The sequence below is a fragment of the Arthrobacter hankyongi genome (assembly GCF_022012395.1).
Taxonomy (GTDB): Bacteria; Actinomycetota; Actinomycetes; order Actinomycetales; family Micrococcaceae; genus Crystallibacter; species Crystallibacter hankyongi.
In genome coordinates, this window is sequence record NZ_JAKLTQ010000008.1 from 148,612 (window position 1) to 165,742 (window position 17,131).

At 70.9% G+C, this 17,131-nt stretch carries 11 protein-coding genes; 4 read left to right on the forward strand and 7 right to left on the reverse strand.

What is annotated here, in order from left to right; genetic code table 11:
- Positions 1–90 precede the first annotated feature (90 nt).
- Positions 91–1,185 (reverse strand): YlbL family protein, encoded by a 1,095-nt coding sequence (locus LVY72_RS12755; protein WP_237821391.1) that lies wholly within the window; start codon positions 1,183–1,185, stop codon positions 91–93.
- A 253-nt stretch (positions 1,186–1,438) separates the two neighbouring features.
- Between LVY72_RS12755 and LVY72_RS12760 the strand changes: the two genes are divergently transcribed.
- Positions 1,439–2,845, forward strand: coding sequence for a zinc-dependent metalloprotease (locus tag LVY72_RS12760; protein WP_237821393.1), 1,407 nt, complete (start codon positions 1,439–1,441; stop codon positions 2,843–2,845).
- On the opposite strand, the gene LVY72_RS12765 is transcribed toward LVY72_RS12760, so the two are convergent.
- On the reverse strand, positions 2,842–3,495 hold the full coding sequence (locus LVY72_RS12765) for a M48 metallopeptidase family protein (protein WP_237821395.1): 654 nt from the start codon (positions 3,493–3,495) through the stop codon (positions 2,842–2,844). The two genes, LVY72_RS12760 and LVY72_RS12765, sit on opposite strands and share 4 nt — an antisense overlap.
- 143 nt (positions 3,496–3,638) lie before the next feature.
- Between LVY72_RS12765 and LVY72_RS24720 the strand changes: the two genes are divergently transcribed.
- Complete coding sequence (locus LVY72_RS24720) at positions 3,639–4,712, forward strand: TOMM precursor leader peptide-binding protein (RefSeq protein WP_237821397.1); 1,074 nt, start codon at positions 3,639–3,641, stop codon at positions 4,710–4,712.
- Here the strand turns inward: LVY72_RS24720 and LVY72_RS12775 are convergent.
- Together LVY72_RS12775 and nudC are read right to left on the reverse strand one after the other, a co-directional pair.
- Complete coding sequence (locus LVY72_RS12775; protein WP_237821474.1) at positions 4,709–6,859, reverse strand: ATP-dependent DNA helicase UvrD2; 2,151 nt, start codon at positions 6,857–6,859, stop codon at positions 4,709–4,711. The genes LVY72_RS24720 and LVY72_RS12775 overlap by 4 nt on opposite strands.
- A 2-nt stretch (positions 6,860–6,861) precedes the next feature.
- On the reverse strand, positions 6,862–7,824 hold the full coding sequence (gene nudC, locus LVY72_RS12780; protein WP_237821399.1) for an NAD(+) diphosphatase: 963 nt from the start codon (positions 7,822–7,824) through the stop codon (positions 6,862–6,864).
- 119 nt (positions 7,825–7,943) lie between these two features.
- Here nudC and LVY72_RS12785 point away from each other — a divergent pair, with 119 nt between their 5' ends.
- Complete coding sequence (locus LVY72_RS12785) at positions 7,944–9,281, forward strand: phosphotransferase (protein ID WP_237821401.1); 1,338 nt, start codon at positions 7,944–7,946, stop codon at positions 9,279–9,281.
- Here the strand turns inward: LVY72_RS12785 and LVY72_RS12790 are convergent.
- The 3 genes from LVY72_RS12790 to LVY72_RS12800 are packed head-to-tail and all read right to left on the reverse strand — an operon-like array spanning position 9,269 to position 16,298.
- Positions 9,269–12,655 (reverse strand): ATP-dependent helicase, encoded by a 3,387-nt coding sequence (locus LVY72_RS12790; protein ID WP_237821403.1) that lies wholly within the window; start codon positions 12,653–12,655, stop codon positions 9,269–9,271. The genes LVY72_RS12785 and LVY72_RS12790 overlap by 13 nt on opposite strands.
- The gene (locus LVY72_RS12795) at positions 12,652–15,903 is read right to left on the reverse strand and encodes an ATP-dependent helicase (RefSeq protein WP_372463706.1); all 3,252 of its coding nucleotides are present in this window, start codon (positions 15,901–15,903) and stop codon (positions 12,652–12,654) included. The genes LVY72_RS12790 and LVY72_RS12795 overlap by 4 nt, the downstream gene beginning before the upstream one ends.
- Positions 15,900–16,298 carry an MGMT family protein gene (locus LVY72_RS12800; RefSeq protein ID WP_237821405.1) on the reverse strand — a complete coding sequence of 133 codons (399 nt, stop codon included), beginning with the start codon at positions 16,296–16,298 and terminating at the stop codon, positions 15,900–15,902. Before LVY72_RS12800 ends, LVY72_RS12795 begins: the two co-directional genes overlap by 4 nt.
- Positions 16,299–16,336: 38 nt before the next feature.
- Between LVY72_RS12800 and LVY72_RS12805 the strand changes: the two genes are divergently transcribed.
- Positions 16,337–17,041 (forward strand): 3'-5' exonuclease, encoded by a 705-nt coding sequence (locus LVY72_RS12805; RefSeq protein WP_237821408.1) that lies wholly within the window; start codon positions 16,337–16,339, stop codon positions 17,039–17,041.
- Positions 17,042–17,131: the final 90 nt, after the last annotated feature.

Sequence of the window (17,131 nt, forward strand, 5' to 3'; positions counted from 1 at the left end):
CCTAGCGGGCCGGAACCGGCGAATCTGTGTCCCGATTGTGACTGAAAACGGATTGACTGCCACGCTGATCCGCCGTTGAGGCTCTTTTCCTTATCCACAGCTGGGCAGTGCCGAGGAGTCCTTGCCCTGCCCGATGAGCGTCACGGCATCCACGGCCTCCGTCAGGGTGGAGACCTTCACCACCTGCATGTGGTCCGGGACGTGCCCGGACACCTCACCGCAGTTGTCCGCCGGGGCCAAAAAGACGGTGGCGCCGCGCTCTGCGGCGCCGAGCATCTTCTGGGCAATGCCGCCGATCGGCCCGACCTCGCCGTCGGCGTCGATGGTGCCGGTGCCGGCGAAGTGCTTACCGCCGGTCATCGGCCCGGGGGTGAGCTTGTCGACGATCCCGAGCGCGAACATCATCCCCGCGCTCGGACCGCCGACATTGTCCAGCTGGATCTTGACCTGGTAGGGAAAGGAATAGGCGATCCGCAGTGCCACCCCAAGCTGGTACACGCCCTGGGGATTGGCCTTCGGTGCGATCTTCTCCGTGATCCGCTCGCCGTTCCGGCGCACACCGAGATCCACCGCCTGCCCGCCGCTGGCATTGAGTTCGCCGCGCAGGACATCGATGTCCTTGACCGTCTTGCCGTTGACGGTTTCGATCGCGTCGCCGACCTTGAGCACGCCCTTCGAGGCCGAGTCGTCCGCGAAACCGGCCACGGACAGCTTCTGGCCGTAGTCCACGCCCAGATAGCTGAACGCCGCCGCCACCGAGGATTCCTGCGAGGACGTCATCGCTGCGGTGTTCTGTTCGTTGATCTGCTCGCCGGTGGTTCCCGGCGGGTAGACGAGTTCGACCGGTGAAACACTGCGTGCCGGATCCAGCCAGCCCGCCAGCACCTCCAGGAAGGTGACCGGCGCGTTCGGCCCGCCGCTGACATAGACGGTGGTCAGGTCCAGATCGCCGGTCGCGGGATAGGTGGTCCGGCCGGGGATCTCGATCAACGGCCGTTTCTGCAGCTCGCCAATGGTATTGAACGTCGGGCCCGGCGACTCCACCACGTACGGCGCCGGCAGGGCCAGCGCCGCCAGACCCAGCAGTACGGCGGCCGCGCCGGAACCGAGCAGCACTGCCCGCCGCCGGCCGGCGCGCCGGCGCGCGGGAGCCGGGCGTTCGTCGTGGGCTGTCTGCTGGACCAAATAGCTTCCTTTTCACTGGACGTTGCCGCACCGACGCCGGGGCGGATGCAGAAAGATACGCCGGCTGGTCCCGGCGCAGGAACCAGCCTACGCCGTCGTACTGGACGGATGCTGGGAAGGGCGCCCGCCGCGCGGCCGGATCCGGACCAACGCCCAGAGCGAACGAGGCAGCAGCGGCGGCGACAAGGCCGATTTACTGCCGGTAACGTGGAGCTATACCCGCAGAAAAACCCCACGAGAAGCGGTGGTACAGATGACTTCCAACCGACCGGACGACGACGGCGACCAGCAGGATCCGCTGTCCGAGATGTTCGCCAAGCTGTTCGGCGGCCAGGGCGCCGGCATGGACCCAGCCGAGCTGGCCAAGGCCGCGGGCCTGCCCTCGGACCCGAATATGCTCGCCCAGATGTTCCAACAAGTGCAGGCCATGATGAGCGCGGGCAACGAAGGTCCCGTGAATTGGAAGCTGGCACACGATAATGCCCGCCGTGCCGCTGCCGTGGACGGGGACCCCTCGGTCAGCCCCGGTGAGGCCCGCGAGGTTGACGAGGCGTTGCGGCTGGCCGAACTCTGGCTGGATCCGGTCACCGACTTTGCCGGCACCGGGATGATCGGCAAGGCCTGGGCGCGTGCCGAATGGGTCGAAGCCACGCTTCCCACGTGGAAGCAGATGACCGAACCGGTGGCCAACAGCATTGCCTTCGCGCTGACCTCGGCGCTGACCGAGCAGGTCCCGGAGGAAATGAAGCAGATGATGGGTGGTGCCCGCTCGATGCTGCAGAACATGGGCGGTGCCCTGTTCGGCATGCAACTGGGCCAGGCAGTGGGCGCGCTGTCCAAGGAAGTGGTCAGTTCCACCGACATCGGCATCCCGCTGGCGCCGGGCACGATGGCGCTGCTGCCGGCGAACGTCAAGTCGTTCGGCGAGGGCCTGAACGTCGAGCAGAAGGATGTGCTGCTCTTCCTCGCCGTGCGCGAAGCCTGCCATGCCCGGCTGTTCACGCATGTGCCCTGGCTGGGTGCGCACCTGCTCGGCGCCATCGAAGGCTACGCCCGGGGCATCCACATCGATATGTCACGCATCGAGGAGGCGGCCAGGGAAATCGACCCGGCGAACCCCCAGTCGCTGCAGGATGCCCTGTCGCAGGGTGTTTTTATGCCCGCCCGCACACCGGCGCAGGATGCGGCGCTGGCCAAGCTGGAAACCGTGCTGGCCCTGGTCGAAGGATGGGTGGACGAACTCACCGCTGCCGCAACCGCCAACCTGGCCTCGGCCGAGGCGCTGCGGGAGATGGTCCGCCGCCGCCGGGCGACCGGCGGCCCGGCCGAACATGCCTTCTCGGCGCTGGTAGGCCTGGAACTCCGGCCGCGCCGGCTGCGCGAGGCGGCCGCGCTCTGGGCTGCTCTCGGCGACGAGCGCGGCATCGCGGGCCGGGACGCCATCTGGCAGCACCCGGACCTGCTGCCCACCGCCGAGGATCTGGACGACCCGGCAGGCTTCTCGGCCCGACGCCGGCGGCTCGAGGCCTCGGAGTCCGAGGTCGACGAGGCACTGCAGAAGCTGCTCGAGGGCGGCTTCGACAAGCCCGACTCCGGTGATACCGGCGGGACCGGTACCGATCCGGAGGACGACGGGGGCCAAGGCCGGGAAGGGCGCTAACGTCCGGCGGCAGGGCCCGCTCCGGCGGGAACCTGTTGCTGTTCGGCAGCCTCTCCGCCGGCTCCGTCCACCGGATCGTCGGCAAGCCCGCGGCCCATGGCGTAGGCCGCCCCGTCCAGGAAGGCCTTGGCCCGGTCCAGCTCTGGATAGCCGGCAAGCAGCTGCCAGAACCTTGGACCGTGCCCGGCCTCCAGCAGGTGCGCCAGCTCGTGCAGGATGACGTAGTCCACCACCCATCCCGGCATGCCCTCGATCTTGTCCGAGATCCGGATGGTCCCCCGCGCCGGAGTGGCCGAGCCCCAGCGGCCGTTCTGGTTGGAGACCCAGCGGATGCTCGCCGGCTCCGCCCGGCCGGACAGGTAGCGCCCGGAGAGGTCCAGGGCCCGGCGCAGCAGGTCTTGGTCGCTGCGCGGCGCGCTGCCGCCGGCGGGCCTGGCCTCGAGCTTCTCCAGCATCCGCCGGACCCAGAGCAGTTCCTGGGTCTTGCTGAAATATCCCGGGATCGAAATCACCGCTGTGCCATCGCGCCATGCGGCCGAGACCGTGCGGCGCCGCCGGTTCGACCGTCTGACCACCACTGGGGCGCCATCCCGGGTGGTCACCGGTTGCGTGATGCCGTTGCCGGCCGCTGCCGGGTCGTGTCCATGCATGCCCTCGACGTTACCCCGGCGTCCCGACAGCGTGCACGCTGGCCGGCGGGCGGGGCCGGATCTGTGGATAACTCCTGTCCCGGTTCTGCGGTCGTGCCAGCATGGACGGTGCCAAGCACAGCATCAAGGCGAAGGAGACTGCCGTGGCACATCTTCGGATCAACCCGGGACTGCGCATCCTGCGGCGGGACTCTGGTTCGCTCCAACTGGGAACAGGCCCCGGCGGGGTCCTGCTGGACGGCACCGACGAAGCGGATCTGGCCTTCATCGGCCAACTGCGCCGCGGGCTGGACCGCGGTGGCCTGCGGATGGCCGCGGCAGAATGCCGGATCAGCACGGTGCGGGCGGAAGCGCTGCTGGCGGCGCTCGAACCTGTGCTCGTGGACGAAGCAGGGCAGGACCTTGGCACCGATGGGCTGCGGGCGGACCGGCTGGCACCGGACCGGGACCGGTGGTCCGCGGTCTATGGCTGCGACGGCACCAGCCTCGTGGCCCGCCGCAGTTCCGCCGCCGTGCACCTCATCGGCCTGGGCCGGACCGGTGCAGCCGTCGCCTGCGCCCTGGCGGCCGCCGGCGTGGGCACCTTGCTCGTGGAGGACCCGCGGCCGGTGGGGGCCGCCGATATCGGGGCCGGCGCCTACCGCCTGGCGGACATCGGCCTGAACCGGGCCCAGGCGCTGCGCCGGAACGTGCACCAGATCGATCCGACCATAGGCTGCTATCCGATTGGCGGCACGTCCGGCCGCAGCGAACACGCGGTGCCCCGGATGCTGAGCCTGGCGGTGTACACGGCCGCGGAGGTGGCCGACAGCACCGTCGGCGCGGTCCTGATGAGCCGCGGGCATCCGCATCTGGGCGTGCTCTGCCGGGAGCAGGATGCACTGGTGGGCCCGCTCGTAGTGCCCGGCGAGTCCGCCTGCCTGGAATGCCTGAACCGGCACCGCGCGGACACGGATCCCGGCTGGTACACGCTGAGTACCGAACTGGCGGCCCTGCAGGCCACGGCACCGCCAGCGGACGAGGCGTCCCTGGCCGTGGCCGCGGCCGGCCTGGCGGCCCTCCAGGCACTGCTCTACCTCGACGGCAGGAACCGGCCCGCCGCCTGGTCTGCAGTGCTGCAGCTGCGGCCGGCCGACGGCACGGTGCTCCGGCACGAATATCCACCGCATCCGGACTGCGGCTGCGTGCTGCCGCCGGAACGGGCCACCGGAGGCTAGTCGGAGCCGAGCGTCCGGAGCACGTCCTGGCCGTAACGTTCCAGTTTCGCGGGACCGACCCCGGGCAGCTTGGACAGCTCCTGCAGCGAACCAGGCCGTGCCTCGGCGATCGCCGCCAGCGTCGCGTCGGTGAAGATCACGAAGGCAGGCATGCCGGCTTCCTGGGCGGCCTCCTTGCGCCAGGCGCGCAGGGCCTCGAAGGTGTGCTCGTCATAGCCGGGCGGACAGTTGGCGCAGCGGCCGACTTTGCGTTCGGCCCCGGTGGTCAGCAGGGTGGCGCACACCCGGCAGTGGGCGGGAGCGGACTGCCGCCGTCGCCCGGTCCGCTCGGCACCGTGCGCACCGCTGCGGAGGCCCGTGCGTGAGGACGACGCCGGGCGCAGCCCGTCGAGGAAGCGCGACGGCTTCCGGTTGGCCCGTCCGCCCGGAGTGCGGGCAAGGGACCAGGACAGGGCGAGATGCTCGCGTGCGCGGGTAATGCCGACATAGAGCAGCCGGCGCTCCTCGTCCACGGCTTCGTCGGTATCCGCGAACGAGATGGGCATCAGGCCCTCGCTCAGGCCGACCAGGAACACGGCGTCCCATTCCAGGCCCTTGGCCGAATGCAGCGAGGCCAGCGTCACGCCCTGCACGGTGGGGGCGTGCTGGGCGGCGGCGCGCTCCTCAAGCTCGGCGACGAAGTCCTGCATGGTGAAGACGCCGCCAGCGGCCTCGCCCCGGGCCAGGTCAAGCTCGTCGGCGAGCGCCACGAGTGCGGCCAGGGATTCCCAGCGTTCGCGCACCGCGCCGGAGGACTGTGGTGCCTGGGCGGTGTAGCCGAGGTTGGCCAGCACGTCCCGGGCCAGCTGGGGCACCGGTTCGGTACCGGCGGCACGGGCCGAAGCACGCAGCTGCAGCATTGCATCGCGGACCTCGCGGCGGCCAAAGAAGCGTTCCCCGCCGCGCAACTGGTAGCCGATGCCGGCCGAGGCGAGGGCCTGCTCGTACGCCTCGGACTGGCCGTTGGTGCGGAACAGGATGGCGATTTCGCTCGCCGGCACCCCGGCCTCGAGCAGCGAGCGGATCCGGGCTGCCACCTGCGCCGCCTCTGCTTCGTCGTCGGCGCATTCAGTGAAGCTCGGTGCCGGGCCGGCAGGACGCTGGGCAGCCAGTTCCAGCGGGGCGGGCCACGGATCCGGACCGCTGCCCCGCCAGGGCTGCTTGGTCCGGGCCGCCAGCAGCGAGTTGGCCAGCTGCACCACCTGGGGTGTGGAACGGTAGTCACGCACCAGCTTGACCACGGCCGCGTCCGGGAAGCGCTTGGTGAACTGCAGCAGATGGCGCGAGGTGGCGCCGGTGAAGGAGTAGATGGTCTGGCTCGCGTCCCCAACCACGCACAGGTCCCCGCGTTCCCCCAGCCACAGGTCCAGCAGCCGCTGCTGCAGCGGCGAGACGTCCTGGTACTCGTCCACGACGAAATGCCGGTACTGTTCGCGCACGGCGGCCGCAACCTTCGGGTCCTCCTGCAGGATGCCCACGGTGATCAGCAGGACGTCCTCGAAGTCAATGATGTTCCGGTCCGTCTTGACGTCCTCGTAGGACTGGAAGAGCCGCGCCACGGTCACCAGGTCGAAGCCCGCCGGCTCGGCCCGGCCGGCCGCGGCCCTGGCATAGGTGTCCGGGGTCAGCATGGACACCTTGGCCCATTCGATCTCGGCGGCCAGGTCCCGGATCGCGGCGCGGTCCGCGGAGAGCCGGAGCCGCCGCGCTGCCTCGGCAATCACGTTGGCCTTGTGGTCCAGCAGTCCGGGCAGCGGCCCGCCGACCGCCTGCGGCCAGAAGTACTGCAGCTGGCGCAGCGCTGCGGAGTGGAAGGTCCGGGCCTGGACCCCGCCCACGCCGAGGTCCCGCAGCCGGGTGCGCATCTCGGCGGCGGCGCGGGCCGTGAAGGTGACTGCGAGCACCCGCTGCGGCTTGTACACCCCCGAGTGCACGCCGTAGGCAATGCGGTGGGTGATCGCCCGGGTCTTGCCGGTGCCGGCGCCGGCCAGCACGCACATCGGGCCCGCCAGGGTCGAGGCCACCTGCCGCTGTTCGGCGTCCAGACCGTCGAGGATCCGGGCTTCCAGGCTCTGCCCTGCCGCGGCGGTGAATCCGGTTGGTGCCATCGTCACTGCCAGGCCTGCGGCTCCGGCAGCGGTCCGCCATACCAGTGTTCGATCAAGGCCCTGGCGATGGACAGGCCCCCGGCCACCTGCACCTCGCCGCTGCCAATGCAGGCGGCCAGTTCCTCGCGCGTGAACCAGCGGACATCGGCGATTTCGACGCCGTCGGGCTTCAGTTCCGTCCGCACAGCCGTGGCCGTGAATCCAAGCATCAGCGAGGCAGGGAAGGGCCAGGGCTGCGAGCCCAGGTACTGCGGCGAATGCACCAGGACGCCGGACTCTTCCTCGACCTCGCGGATCACCGCTGCCTCAAGCGACTCACCTGGTTCGACGAACCCGGCGAGGGTGGAGTACCGGCCCGCCGGCCAGGCCTTGTTGTGCCCCAGCAGGATCCGGTCCTGGTCATCCAGCACGGAGACGATGATGGCCGGATCGGTGCGCGGAAAATGCTGGGTTTGATCCTCCGGGCAGCGGCGCACCCAGCCACCCTGCTCGATCCGGGTGGGTGTCCCGCACAACGGGCAATGCTGGTGGGAGGCGTGCCAGTTGGCGATGGCCGCAGCCTCGACAAACAGGCCGGCATCCTGCGGGGAGAGCCCGACGGCCACCTCCCGCAGGCCCAGCCAGTCCCCAGCGCTGCCGTCCGGCAGGCCCGCCTGCCCGGGTCCGTCCAGGATTTCGAGCACAATGTCCGTCCCGACCGGGACGTCGGCGCCGGGCAGGGCCCGGCCCAGGTAGACAGCCATAGCCGGCAGCGGGCGGCCCTGCGAGGGCAGCAGGACGATCTTGTTCTCCCGCACCAGCGTGCGCGCATCATCCATGAGCATCACATGCGTGGAGGCGGCGCCCCAGATCCCCGGCAGCAGCCCGGCATCGCTGCGGCGTTCGCAGCCCCGGTCCATCCTGGTCTGGGCCAGGGTCAGCGCGCCCAGCGGTGGAAGGCCTTCGGACTGTGTCACGGTACTCATGTATCTACCGTACTCAGTCGCTTGGACATTTGATATTTCGGGGATCGGCCCGGGATGGGTGCAGCGACTCGCCGCCGACCTCTGTGTCGATACGCACAGATGCAACTACCGTGGTGTAGGTGAAGAGGACACCTATGGAACTGGCAGCCATGGCCAGTGCGGCCGTACCGGGGCTGAGCCCGACCGGCGCCGCCAGCGCACCGGATGATGCCGCGGACTTCACGTCCGCCGTCCTGCTTGACGACGCCGGAAAACAGTGGCGGGTCCGGTCGCCCCGGCATCCGGAAGCGAGCATCCGGCTGGAAACCGAGCTGCTGGTACTGCGCACCTTCACACCGGCGATCCGTGCCGAACTGCCTTTCCAGATCCCCTCGGTGGCCGGCACGGTCCGGCAGGGCGACCTGCGCACCTTCGTCTACAACCATGTTCCGGGCATGGCCCTGGACCTGGAATCCCTGGTCGCCGAGGGCGGACGCGTCCCCACCGAGATCGGCCGGGCCATGGCAGGCATCCACGACCTGCCGCAATCGATGGTGGACCGGGCCGACCTGCCCAGCTACACGGCCGACGAATTCCGCCAGCGCAAGCTCAACGAACTGGACCAGGCGGCCACCACCGGCAAGATCCCGCCTGCCCTGCTGCGCCGCTGGGAACATGCCTTGGAAGACGTCACGCTCTGGAAGTTCAATCCGTGCGTGGTCCACGGCGACCTGCACGAGGACAACCTGCTCATCGCCGACGGGCACGTCACCTCGGTGGCAGGGTGGACCGACCTGCGGATCGGGGACCCGGCCGACGACTTCGCCTGGCTGATCGCCGTCCATGAACAGGCCTTTGCCGAGGTAGTGCTCGAGGCCTACCACGAGTACCGCCGGGAACCCGTGGACCCGCACCTGATGCGGCGGGCCGCGCTGGCTGCCGAATTCGCGCTGGCACAGTGGCTGGTCCGCGGCCTGGCCGCCGGCGATGAGGACATGGTGGCCGAGGCCCATGAGATGCTCGCCGAACTGGAATCCGACATCCGCCAACACGGCGGCCAGCAGATCAGCGTCGAGGAACCGCCGGTTCCGCTGCGTCCGGCGCCGGCCGCGGCGGCGGAGGCGCCGGAGGAAGCCCCGGCGGGGCCGCGGGTGGTGCTGCTCGGCCCCGCAGAGGCGCCGGCCCCGTCCTCCGGTGCCATCCAGGCGGTGGTCCCGCCGAAACCGGAGGCGGCACCGCGCGAGCCCAAGGTGCTGCGGGTCAACCCGGCCGCCGTCGAACGGCTGGCCGACGCCCCGGCAGCTTCCCCGGCAGCGGAACCGGCCCAGGCACAGGAGCACGCCGCTGCACTCCCGCCCGCCGGCGCGGCGGACCCGGCTCCCGCCGGCAACGAGGCGGCGGCGGCCGGTAAACCGGCGGAGGACACCAGCACCAGTTCCATCCCGTTGCTGCCCGGCGCAGACCGTCAGCGGCCGTAGGCGGACCGCACGATGGCTTCCAGTTCCGCCGCCCCGGCCAGGTCGTGCGGCCGGACGACTTTGTCCGAGGCCACGTAGTAGAAGGCCGCGGACACCTGCTCCACCGGCACGTCCTTCAGGCGGGCCCAGGCCAGCCGGTAGGCCGCCAACTGGACCGCACGGATCTTCAGCTTCTCCCCGGCCGGCGGCGCCCCGGTCTTCCAGTCGACCAGTTCCCAGCGCCCGTCCGGATTCCGGAAGACCGCATCGATGCGACCGCGGACCACCACCTCGTCGATGCGCGTTTCCACCGGCACCTCGATCGCCGCCGGAATCTTGTCCGCAAACTCGGAGGCCTTGAAGGTCTCCATCATGGCCGCCAGATCGTAGGCCTCGTCCACATAGGCATCCGCCGCTTCGACGTATTCGTCCAGGTCCAGCATCCCGCTGGTGCCGAAGAACTCCTCGACCCAGCTGTGGAACGCCGTGCCCTTGCGCGCGGCCATACCGGGCCGGCGCGGCACCGGCCGGCGCAGCGCCCGGGTGACGGCCGCCGCATCCTCCCGGAGACTGACGAGCATGGACGCCGAAATGTGCGCGGGCAGTTCCACTTCGCGGACCCGCGCTGCGGCATTATGACGGCGGAGCAGCAGCTCCGCCTCCCTGCCCCAGGCACTTTCCGGCGCCGGGGCCAGCCCGGCAGCGGCGGCCGCCAGGACCGCCCGCGCGGCCTCCTCCATGACGGCCCGGCGGCCGGGACGGACCGGCTCGGCCTCCCCACCCCGCAGCACACGCGGCCCTTCCAGCGGGTCATAGGGCCAGAGCGCGGTTTCGATCTGCACCCGGAACGGGTTCTCCTCCCCCAGCTCTTCGTCCTCGACCCAGGTACCGATCCCGGTGCCGGGGCCCTGCCCGGCGGGCCGTCCGGCCACCAGCTCCTTGAGCTCAGTCAGGAAGACCGACGGCGCCACCGGCTTGGTCCGGGTTCCGCACCAGCCCGACGAGCTGCAGACCAGCAGGTGCTTCGCCCGGGTGTAGGCGACATAGGCGAGCCGGCGTTCCTCCTGCTCGCCGTGGGCCTGGACCGCGTCCCGGAAGAGCGACTCGGCATTGAACCAGGACAGCTGGTCCGGCTGGTCCGTGTCCCACTGCGGCAGGTCGTGCCGGTCCCCGCGCAGCGGCCAGGGCAGCGCCTCGTTGCCGCTGCTCCAGCGGTTGTCCGTTCCGCTCGGGAACGCGCCGTCATTCAGACCTGGCACGAACACCACATCCCACTCCAAGCCCTTCGAGGCATGGACCGTCAGCAGCTGGACGGCGTCGCTGCTCACCTCCACCTGGGTGATGTCCAGGCCGTCTTCCTCAACCGCCGCGGCTTCGAGCCAGCCGAGGAAGGCCAGCAGGTCCACCCGCTGGGCGGTCTGCACGAATCCGGCGGCGGCGTCGTGGAATGCGTCCAGATGGCGCCGGGCCTGGTGGATGGAGATGCCGGGCTTGGAGGCGACCTCGATGTCCAGCAGCATGGCCCGCTCCACCTCGCCCAGCAGCAGGGTCAGGTCGTCTCCGGCGAAGGTGCGCAGCTGGCGGATTTCCTCCGCGAGCCGCGACAGCCGGGCCAGTGCCGCCTCCGTCAGGGAGCGGCCGTGCCGGGAGGTCCAGCCGGGTTTGGGCAACCGGTCCAGCGCCTCGACCAGGGAGGCCGCTTCCGCCACGTCGCTTTCGACGACGGCGCCCGGAGCCGCCTCGTTGCGGTCCAGGTCCGGCTCCTCGCGGCTCGTCGCTGCCCGCCGGCGCTGGCTCTCGAGGAAACGCGACCAGTCCGCGAACGCCATCAGGTCCGCCGGTCCGAGCCGCCACCGGGCGCCCGCGAGCAGGCGCATCAGCGCGTCCGACCGGCCGGGGTCCGCCAGCACCCGCAGGGTGGAGACCAAGTCCACGATCTCCGGCTGGCTCAGCAGCCCGGCCAGGCCCACCACCTCGTAGGGCACCCCGGCAGCCTCCAGCGCCCGGGCGATCACGGGAATCTGGGCCCGCCGGCGGCAGAGCACGGCGGCCGAGACAGGCTCGGCCCTGCCGGTCTCAGGGTCCCGCTCGTAGACCGTGCGGCGGGCGGCCGCGACCTGCTCCGCCAGCCGGGAAGCCTCCTCCAGATCCGTGCGGTAGCGGGCCAGGACCACCTTGCCGTCGGCCGCCTTCGGCCGCGGCTGCAGCGGCGGCACTTCGATCCGGGCCGGGTCCGGCCGGTTCGGGTCCACCCGGTTCAGCGGTGCCGAGATGGCGTTGGCCATGGCCAGGATGTTCTCGGCGTTCCGCCAGGCGGTGGTCAGGAAGCTGGCCGGGGCCGGGGCACGGCCGCCGTCCATGGCGACCGCCGGGAAGTGCTGCCGGAAGGCGAACAACTGGCCGGCGGAGGCGCCGCGGAAGCCGTAGATGGACTGGTTCGGGTCCCCCACGGCCGTGACGGCATGGCCCTGGCCGAAAAGTTTGGAAAAGAGCACCATCTGCGCATGCGACGTGTCCTGGAACTCGTCCAGAAGGACCACCTTGTAGCGGCTGCGTTCCAGCTCCCGCGCCTGCGGGACCTCGCTGGCGATCCGGGCGGCCAGCGAAACCAGGTCGCCATAGTCCAGCACGCCCCGGTCCCGCTTGGCCCGGGTGTAGGCCGCAGCCAGCCCGGCCACGGTAATGCGGGTCCGGAGCCGGTCCAGCAGCTTCAGGACGTCCTTCTTCGCCGGTTTGGTGCTGCCCTCGACATACGGCAGCGCCTGAATCCGGGACACTTCGGCCTCGAGATAGGCGGCGGCCTCGTCGGGGGCGACCAGGTGTTCGGAGCACTCTCCGGCAAACTGCATCACCGCCTTGACCAGCGTGGACTTGGCCGCCACGAGGTGGTCCATGTCCCCGTCCCAGGCCTCCACGACCTGGCTGGCCAGCTGCCAGGACTGCGCGCTGCCCAGCAGCACCACATCACGTTCGATGCCCAGCCGCAGCCCGTAATCGGATACCAGCCCGTTGGCGTAGGAATGGTAGGTGGAGACCTTCGGCTCCAGCATGCCGGCGGCCTCGTCCTCGTCCGCCGGCAGCAGCCCGTGGCGGTCCAGCTTGGCCAGCTGGGCACGGATCCGGGCGGCCAGTTCGCCGGCGGCCTTGCGGGTGAAGGTGACGCCGAGGATTTCCTCCGGCCGGACCAGACCGTTTGCCACCAGCCAGACCACCCGGTCGGCCATGGTGGCCGTCTTGCCCGAACCAGCGCCGGCGATCACCAGCAGCGGTGCCAGCGGCGAGCTGATGATCCCGGACTGCTCCGGCGTCGGCTGGTGCTGGCCCAACAGCAACGCCAGCTCTTCGGGGGCGTAGACGGCTGTGGCCTGCCCGGCCGCGGTCTCGACGCCGCTCATTCGGTCACCTGCTTTCCTTCGGCACACAGTGGGCAGATCTGCGGGGCACGGCAGCCTTGGGCGCCGTGCCCCGCGTTCTGCGGATCATGGCGGGCCTCGAAGGCCGCCCCGGACATCAGCACCGCGGCATCGTGGATCATTTCCTCGGCCCACCGGTCGCCGTCGGCCAGTCCGTCCTGGTGCTGGACCTTGACGGACTTCAGGTCCTTGCCCAGCTGGACCAGCGCGGCGCCGCCGGACGGCGGTGGGACGTCCCCGGGAACGTCGTCGAACGCACCGGCCTGGACCGCAGCCTGGTAGCTGGCCAGCTGCGGATGCCGCTGCAGTTCCCGCTCGGTCGGGGCCGACTTGCCCGTCTTCAGGTCGATGACCACCAGCCTGCCGTCCGCGTCCAGCTCCAGCCGGTCCACTTGGCCACGCAGCCGGGCCACCCGTTCCGGGCCCCGCAGGTCGACGGAAAAGTCCCGTTCCACGGCCAGCAGCCGGCGCCCCTCGCGGCGCATCAGCAGCACGTACTGGGCCAGCCGGCGGACCATGCCCTCGGCGCGCTGGAAATCCAGCCGCCCTTCCCAATTGTCCTTCATGCCCAGGCTGGGCCAGCGGCGCACGAGTTCGGCGGCATATTCGGTGCCGGTGGCCTCCGGCATGTCCTGGGCGATCGAGTGCACGAGGGTGCCCAGGCTGCGCGCGAAGTCCGTGGTGGCCTCGCCCCCGGCTGCCTGCACGAACCAGTCCAGCGGCGATTTGCGCACCGCCTCCACCCGCGAGGGCGAAACCGGGACAGGTTCGCCCTCGGGCACGATGGGCGCCTCGGAGCTCAGCGGCAGCAGGCCCCACCACTGATCCGGGTGCACGCCGGGGACGGGAACCTCGCTGGCCACCAGCCGGGCCAGCACCGTGGCCGCATCCGCGGCCTGGGCCGGATGCTCCCCGGCCTGCTGGGCCCATTGCCGCAGCTCGGCGGCGAGCGCCCGCAGCGTGCGCGGCCGCAGCACCTCGGTGGCCGGCCGCGGCCGCTCCGGGTCCAGCCAGGGATCCACCAGGTCCAGGAAGGGCGAGGGCTGGGCATCCTCGGACTGGACCGCCACGCAGACCAGTTCCCGTTCGGCGCGGGAAACCGCGGTGGCGAAGCTGCGCAGTTCGTCATAACGGGTTTCGCGCAGCCGGGAGACCGGGTCGCTGCGCAGCGCCGCCTCGGCCCCATGCTCGAGGGCCTGCACGTACCGCGTACTGCCCAGGAGCTCACCGCGCAGCCGGGTGTTGGGCCAGATCCCGTCCTGTACCCCGGCGATAATCACCATCGGCCAGCCGCGCCCGGCGGCAGAGGCCGGGGTCATCAGTTCAACGGCCTCATGCAACTGGGCGCGCGGGGCCAGATTGTCCATTGGCAGTTCCTGGTTGAGCAGGTAATCCAGGAACTGGCGCGGCGTGGAACCTGGCAGCTGGTCGACGAAACGTTCGGCGGTCTGGAACAGGGCCATCATGGCATCCAGGTCCCGGTCCGCCCGCACTCCCGCCGGACCGCCCTGCAGGGCCAGCGCGGCCCAGCGGTCCGACAGCCCGGCGGTGGACCAGAGCGCCCAGAGCACCGTCTCGGCGTTGGCGCCGGGCTCGGCCGCGGCTTCGCGTCCGGCCTTGAGCATCGAGGCGATGCGCCGTGCCGGCCCGGCCTCGCGCCCCAGCGTCTGCAGCCGCGCGGGGTCCTGCAGGGCCTCGACCAGGAGCACGTCGCTGGCCCGGCCGCCACCGCCGAGCAGTTCCTCGCGGCGCAGCGACTGGCGCAGCCGGCGCAAATCGATCGCCGTCGCTCCGCCGATGCGCGAGCCGAGCAGCTTCACGGCATCGTCCGGGCCGAGTGCCGCCGGCTCCAGGACCAGGGCCAGCGCGTCCAGCAGTGGCCGCACCGCGGCTTCGTCCCGGACCGGAGTTTCGGCTACCGGCACCTTGACCGCGATGCCTTGGCCGGTGAGGTAGCGGGCGAGCTCGGACAACTGGCCTCCGGTCCGGACGACGACGCCGATCTCGCCCAGCCCGTACCCGCCAAACAGCGTCGCTTCAAGGATTCGTTGGGCCACGTACCGCTGTTCGTGGACGGCGGAGGCCACCACATGGGCCGACACCACAGGACGGTCCACCGTGCCCTCCGGGCCGGCGGCGTCCGGCGGCGCACCGGCCGGCTGCAGCTCGCGGGCGCGGTGGGTACCGGCAACCTGCGATATCCGCGAGGCTACCGATTGCCAGGCTGCGGCCACCGGGGCGGCCATTCGATGGGAGGTGTGCAGCAGGATGGTCCGCAGCCGCGCCTCCCCGGCGCCGAGCAGCCCGGGCAGCTGTGCCAGCAGGTCCGGACGCGCGCCGCGGAAGCCTTGCACCACCGTGTCCGGGGAGGCGGCCAGCACGGCGTCCTGGCCTGCTGCCAGCACGGCCAGCAGTTCGTAGACAGCAGGGTTGGCTTCCTGCAGGTCATCCACCAGGATCAGCTGAAGCCGGCGGCGTTCCTCGGCCAGGAAGTCCTCGTCGTCCAACAGCAGCTGCCGCGCGGAGGTGAGGATCCCGGCAGGGTCGAATGCCTCCGGCATGCGCAAGTCGATCAAGTCCCGGTATTCACGGTAGAGCGCCGCGGCCGCGCACCAGTCCTGGCGGCCGCAATACCGGCCCAGTTCCTCCAGCTGCTCCGCGGTGCCGCCATACTCGATGATGCGGTCGAAAAGCTGGCGGACTTCCTGCCGGAAGCCACGCGTCTTCAACGCCTCGGCCAGGTCCTGGGGCCATTCCACCGGGGTCCCGAACCCGTCCCTGTGGCCGGCGAGCAATTCCGCGATCATCTGGTCCTGTTCGGGCCCGGAGAGCAGCCGGGGGCTGCGCTCGAGCAGGGGCAGGCGGCCTTCGATCCGGGCCCGCCGGATCAGATCGAAGGCGTAGGAGGACCAAGTCCTGGCCGGCGAGGTGCTCAGGCTGCGGTCCAGCCGCGCGGTGAGCGCATCACGCAGCCGGCCCGCGGCCAGGCGGGTCGGCGCCAGCATGAGGATTCCCGCCGGGTCCAGACCTGCCTCGACCCGCTGCACCGCGTGCTCCACCAGCACGGTGGACTTTCCCGTGCCGGGCCCGCCCAGGACGAGCACCGGACCGCAACCGGCAGGCAGACCGACCACCTGGGCCTGGTCCGGGCCGGGAACGGGCACCGCCGAACGAAGACGTTCAGGCGGCGCCAGCCGCAGCTCGGGGACATTCAGCAAGGGATCGATCACGCGTCTATTCCATCAGCCGGCGCCGACAGTTTCCTCCTCAGCTGGGCAGCGAGGCGGTCGATGCGCCCGAAATCACCTTCTTCGGGCATCCAGCGTGCGGTCGCCATCCGCACCCGCGGTACGCTCGGCCGCCGGCCGCCTGACGGAAACACCAGCTCCGTACCCTCCCGGCGATAATGCGCCAGCGCCCGCTGCATCAGGTCCGCGGGCAGCGAACCATCGGCCCGGACGATCCGCCACCACGCCACGGCGGCACCGTGCAGGGCCATCACCCGGCCCACCTGGCGCGGCCCGGCCGCACCGAGCAGTTCCGCAATGTCCCCGTAGGACAGGACCTTGCCTGCAGGTACCAGGGCGGCGGTCTGCAACACAGCCTCGACCAGTTCCTCGCGCATGGTCCCACTGTATGGGCGCAGCCGGTAGCGTTGTAGGCATGAACAGCTGGCATGAATTCCCCCGCGCGGCCTTCGACCTCGAGACGACCGGCCGCGATCCCCTCGAAGCACGGATTGTCACCGCGTCCATAGTGCTGGTGAACGGCAGGGGTGTGCCGCTGCAGCAACCGGAATGGCTGGTCAATCCCGGGGTGCCCATCCCGGAGGAGGCCTCCGCCATCCATGGCATCACCGCCGAATATGCCAGCCGGGAGGGCCAGGAGGCCGCCGGGGCCGTGGCCGAAATTGCCACGACCCTGGCTGGCTACTTCGCGGCCGGCATTCCGGTCCTGGCCTTCAACGCCGCCTACGACTTCACCGTCCTGGCCGCGGAGTGCCGCCGCCACGGGCTCACCGCGCCGGACCCGCGGCCGGTGATCGACCCCTACATCCTGGACAAGCAGATGGACCGCTACCGCCGGGGCAAGCGCACCCTGGTGGCCCTGAGCGAGCTCTACCAGGTACGGCTGGACGCTGCGCACACTTCCGCCGCCGATGCGCTGGCCACCATCGGCGTGGCGGATGCCCTCGCCCGAAAGTACGCTTCGCTGCAGACCGAGCCCGGCGAACTGCACGACGCCCAGGTGGGCTGGGCCGCTGCCCAGGCGGCGTCGTTCCAGGAATGGCTGCACCGGACCAAGCCGGACGCGGTGGTGGACGGGACGTGGCCGGTCCGGGAGGCGGTGCCGGCCGCTGCCGGCTAACGGCCCGCAGGGCAGGCCGGGCGGGGACGCCGTCACAAAGTACTGCCGGCGGCGCGCGGCCCGCGGTTCGGGATGCAGCCGGTGGCTGTC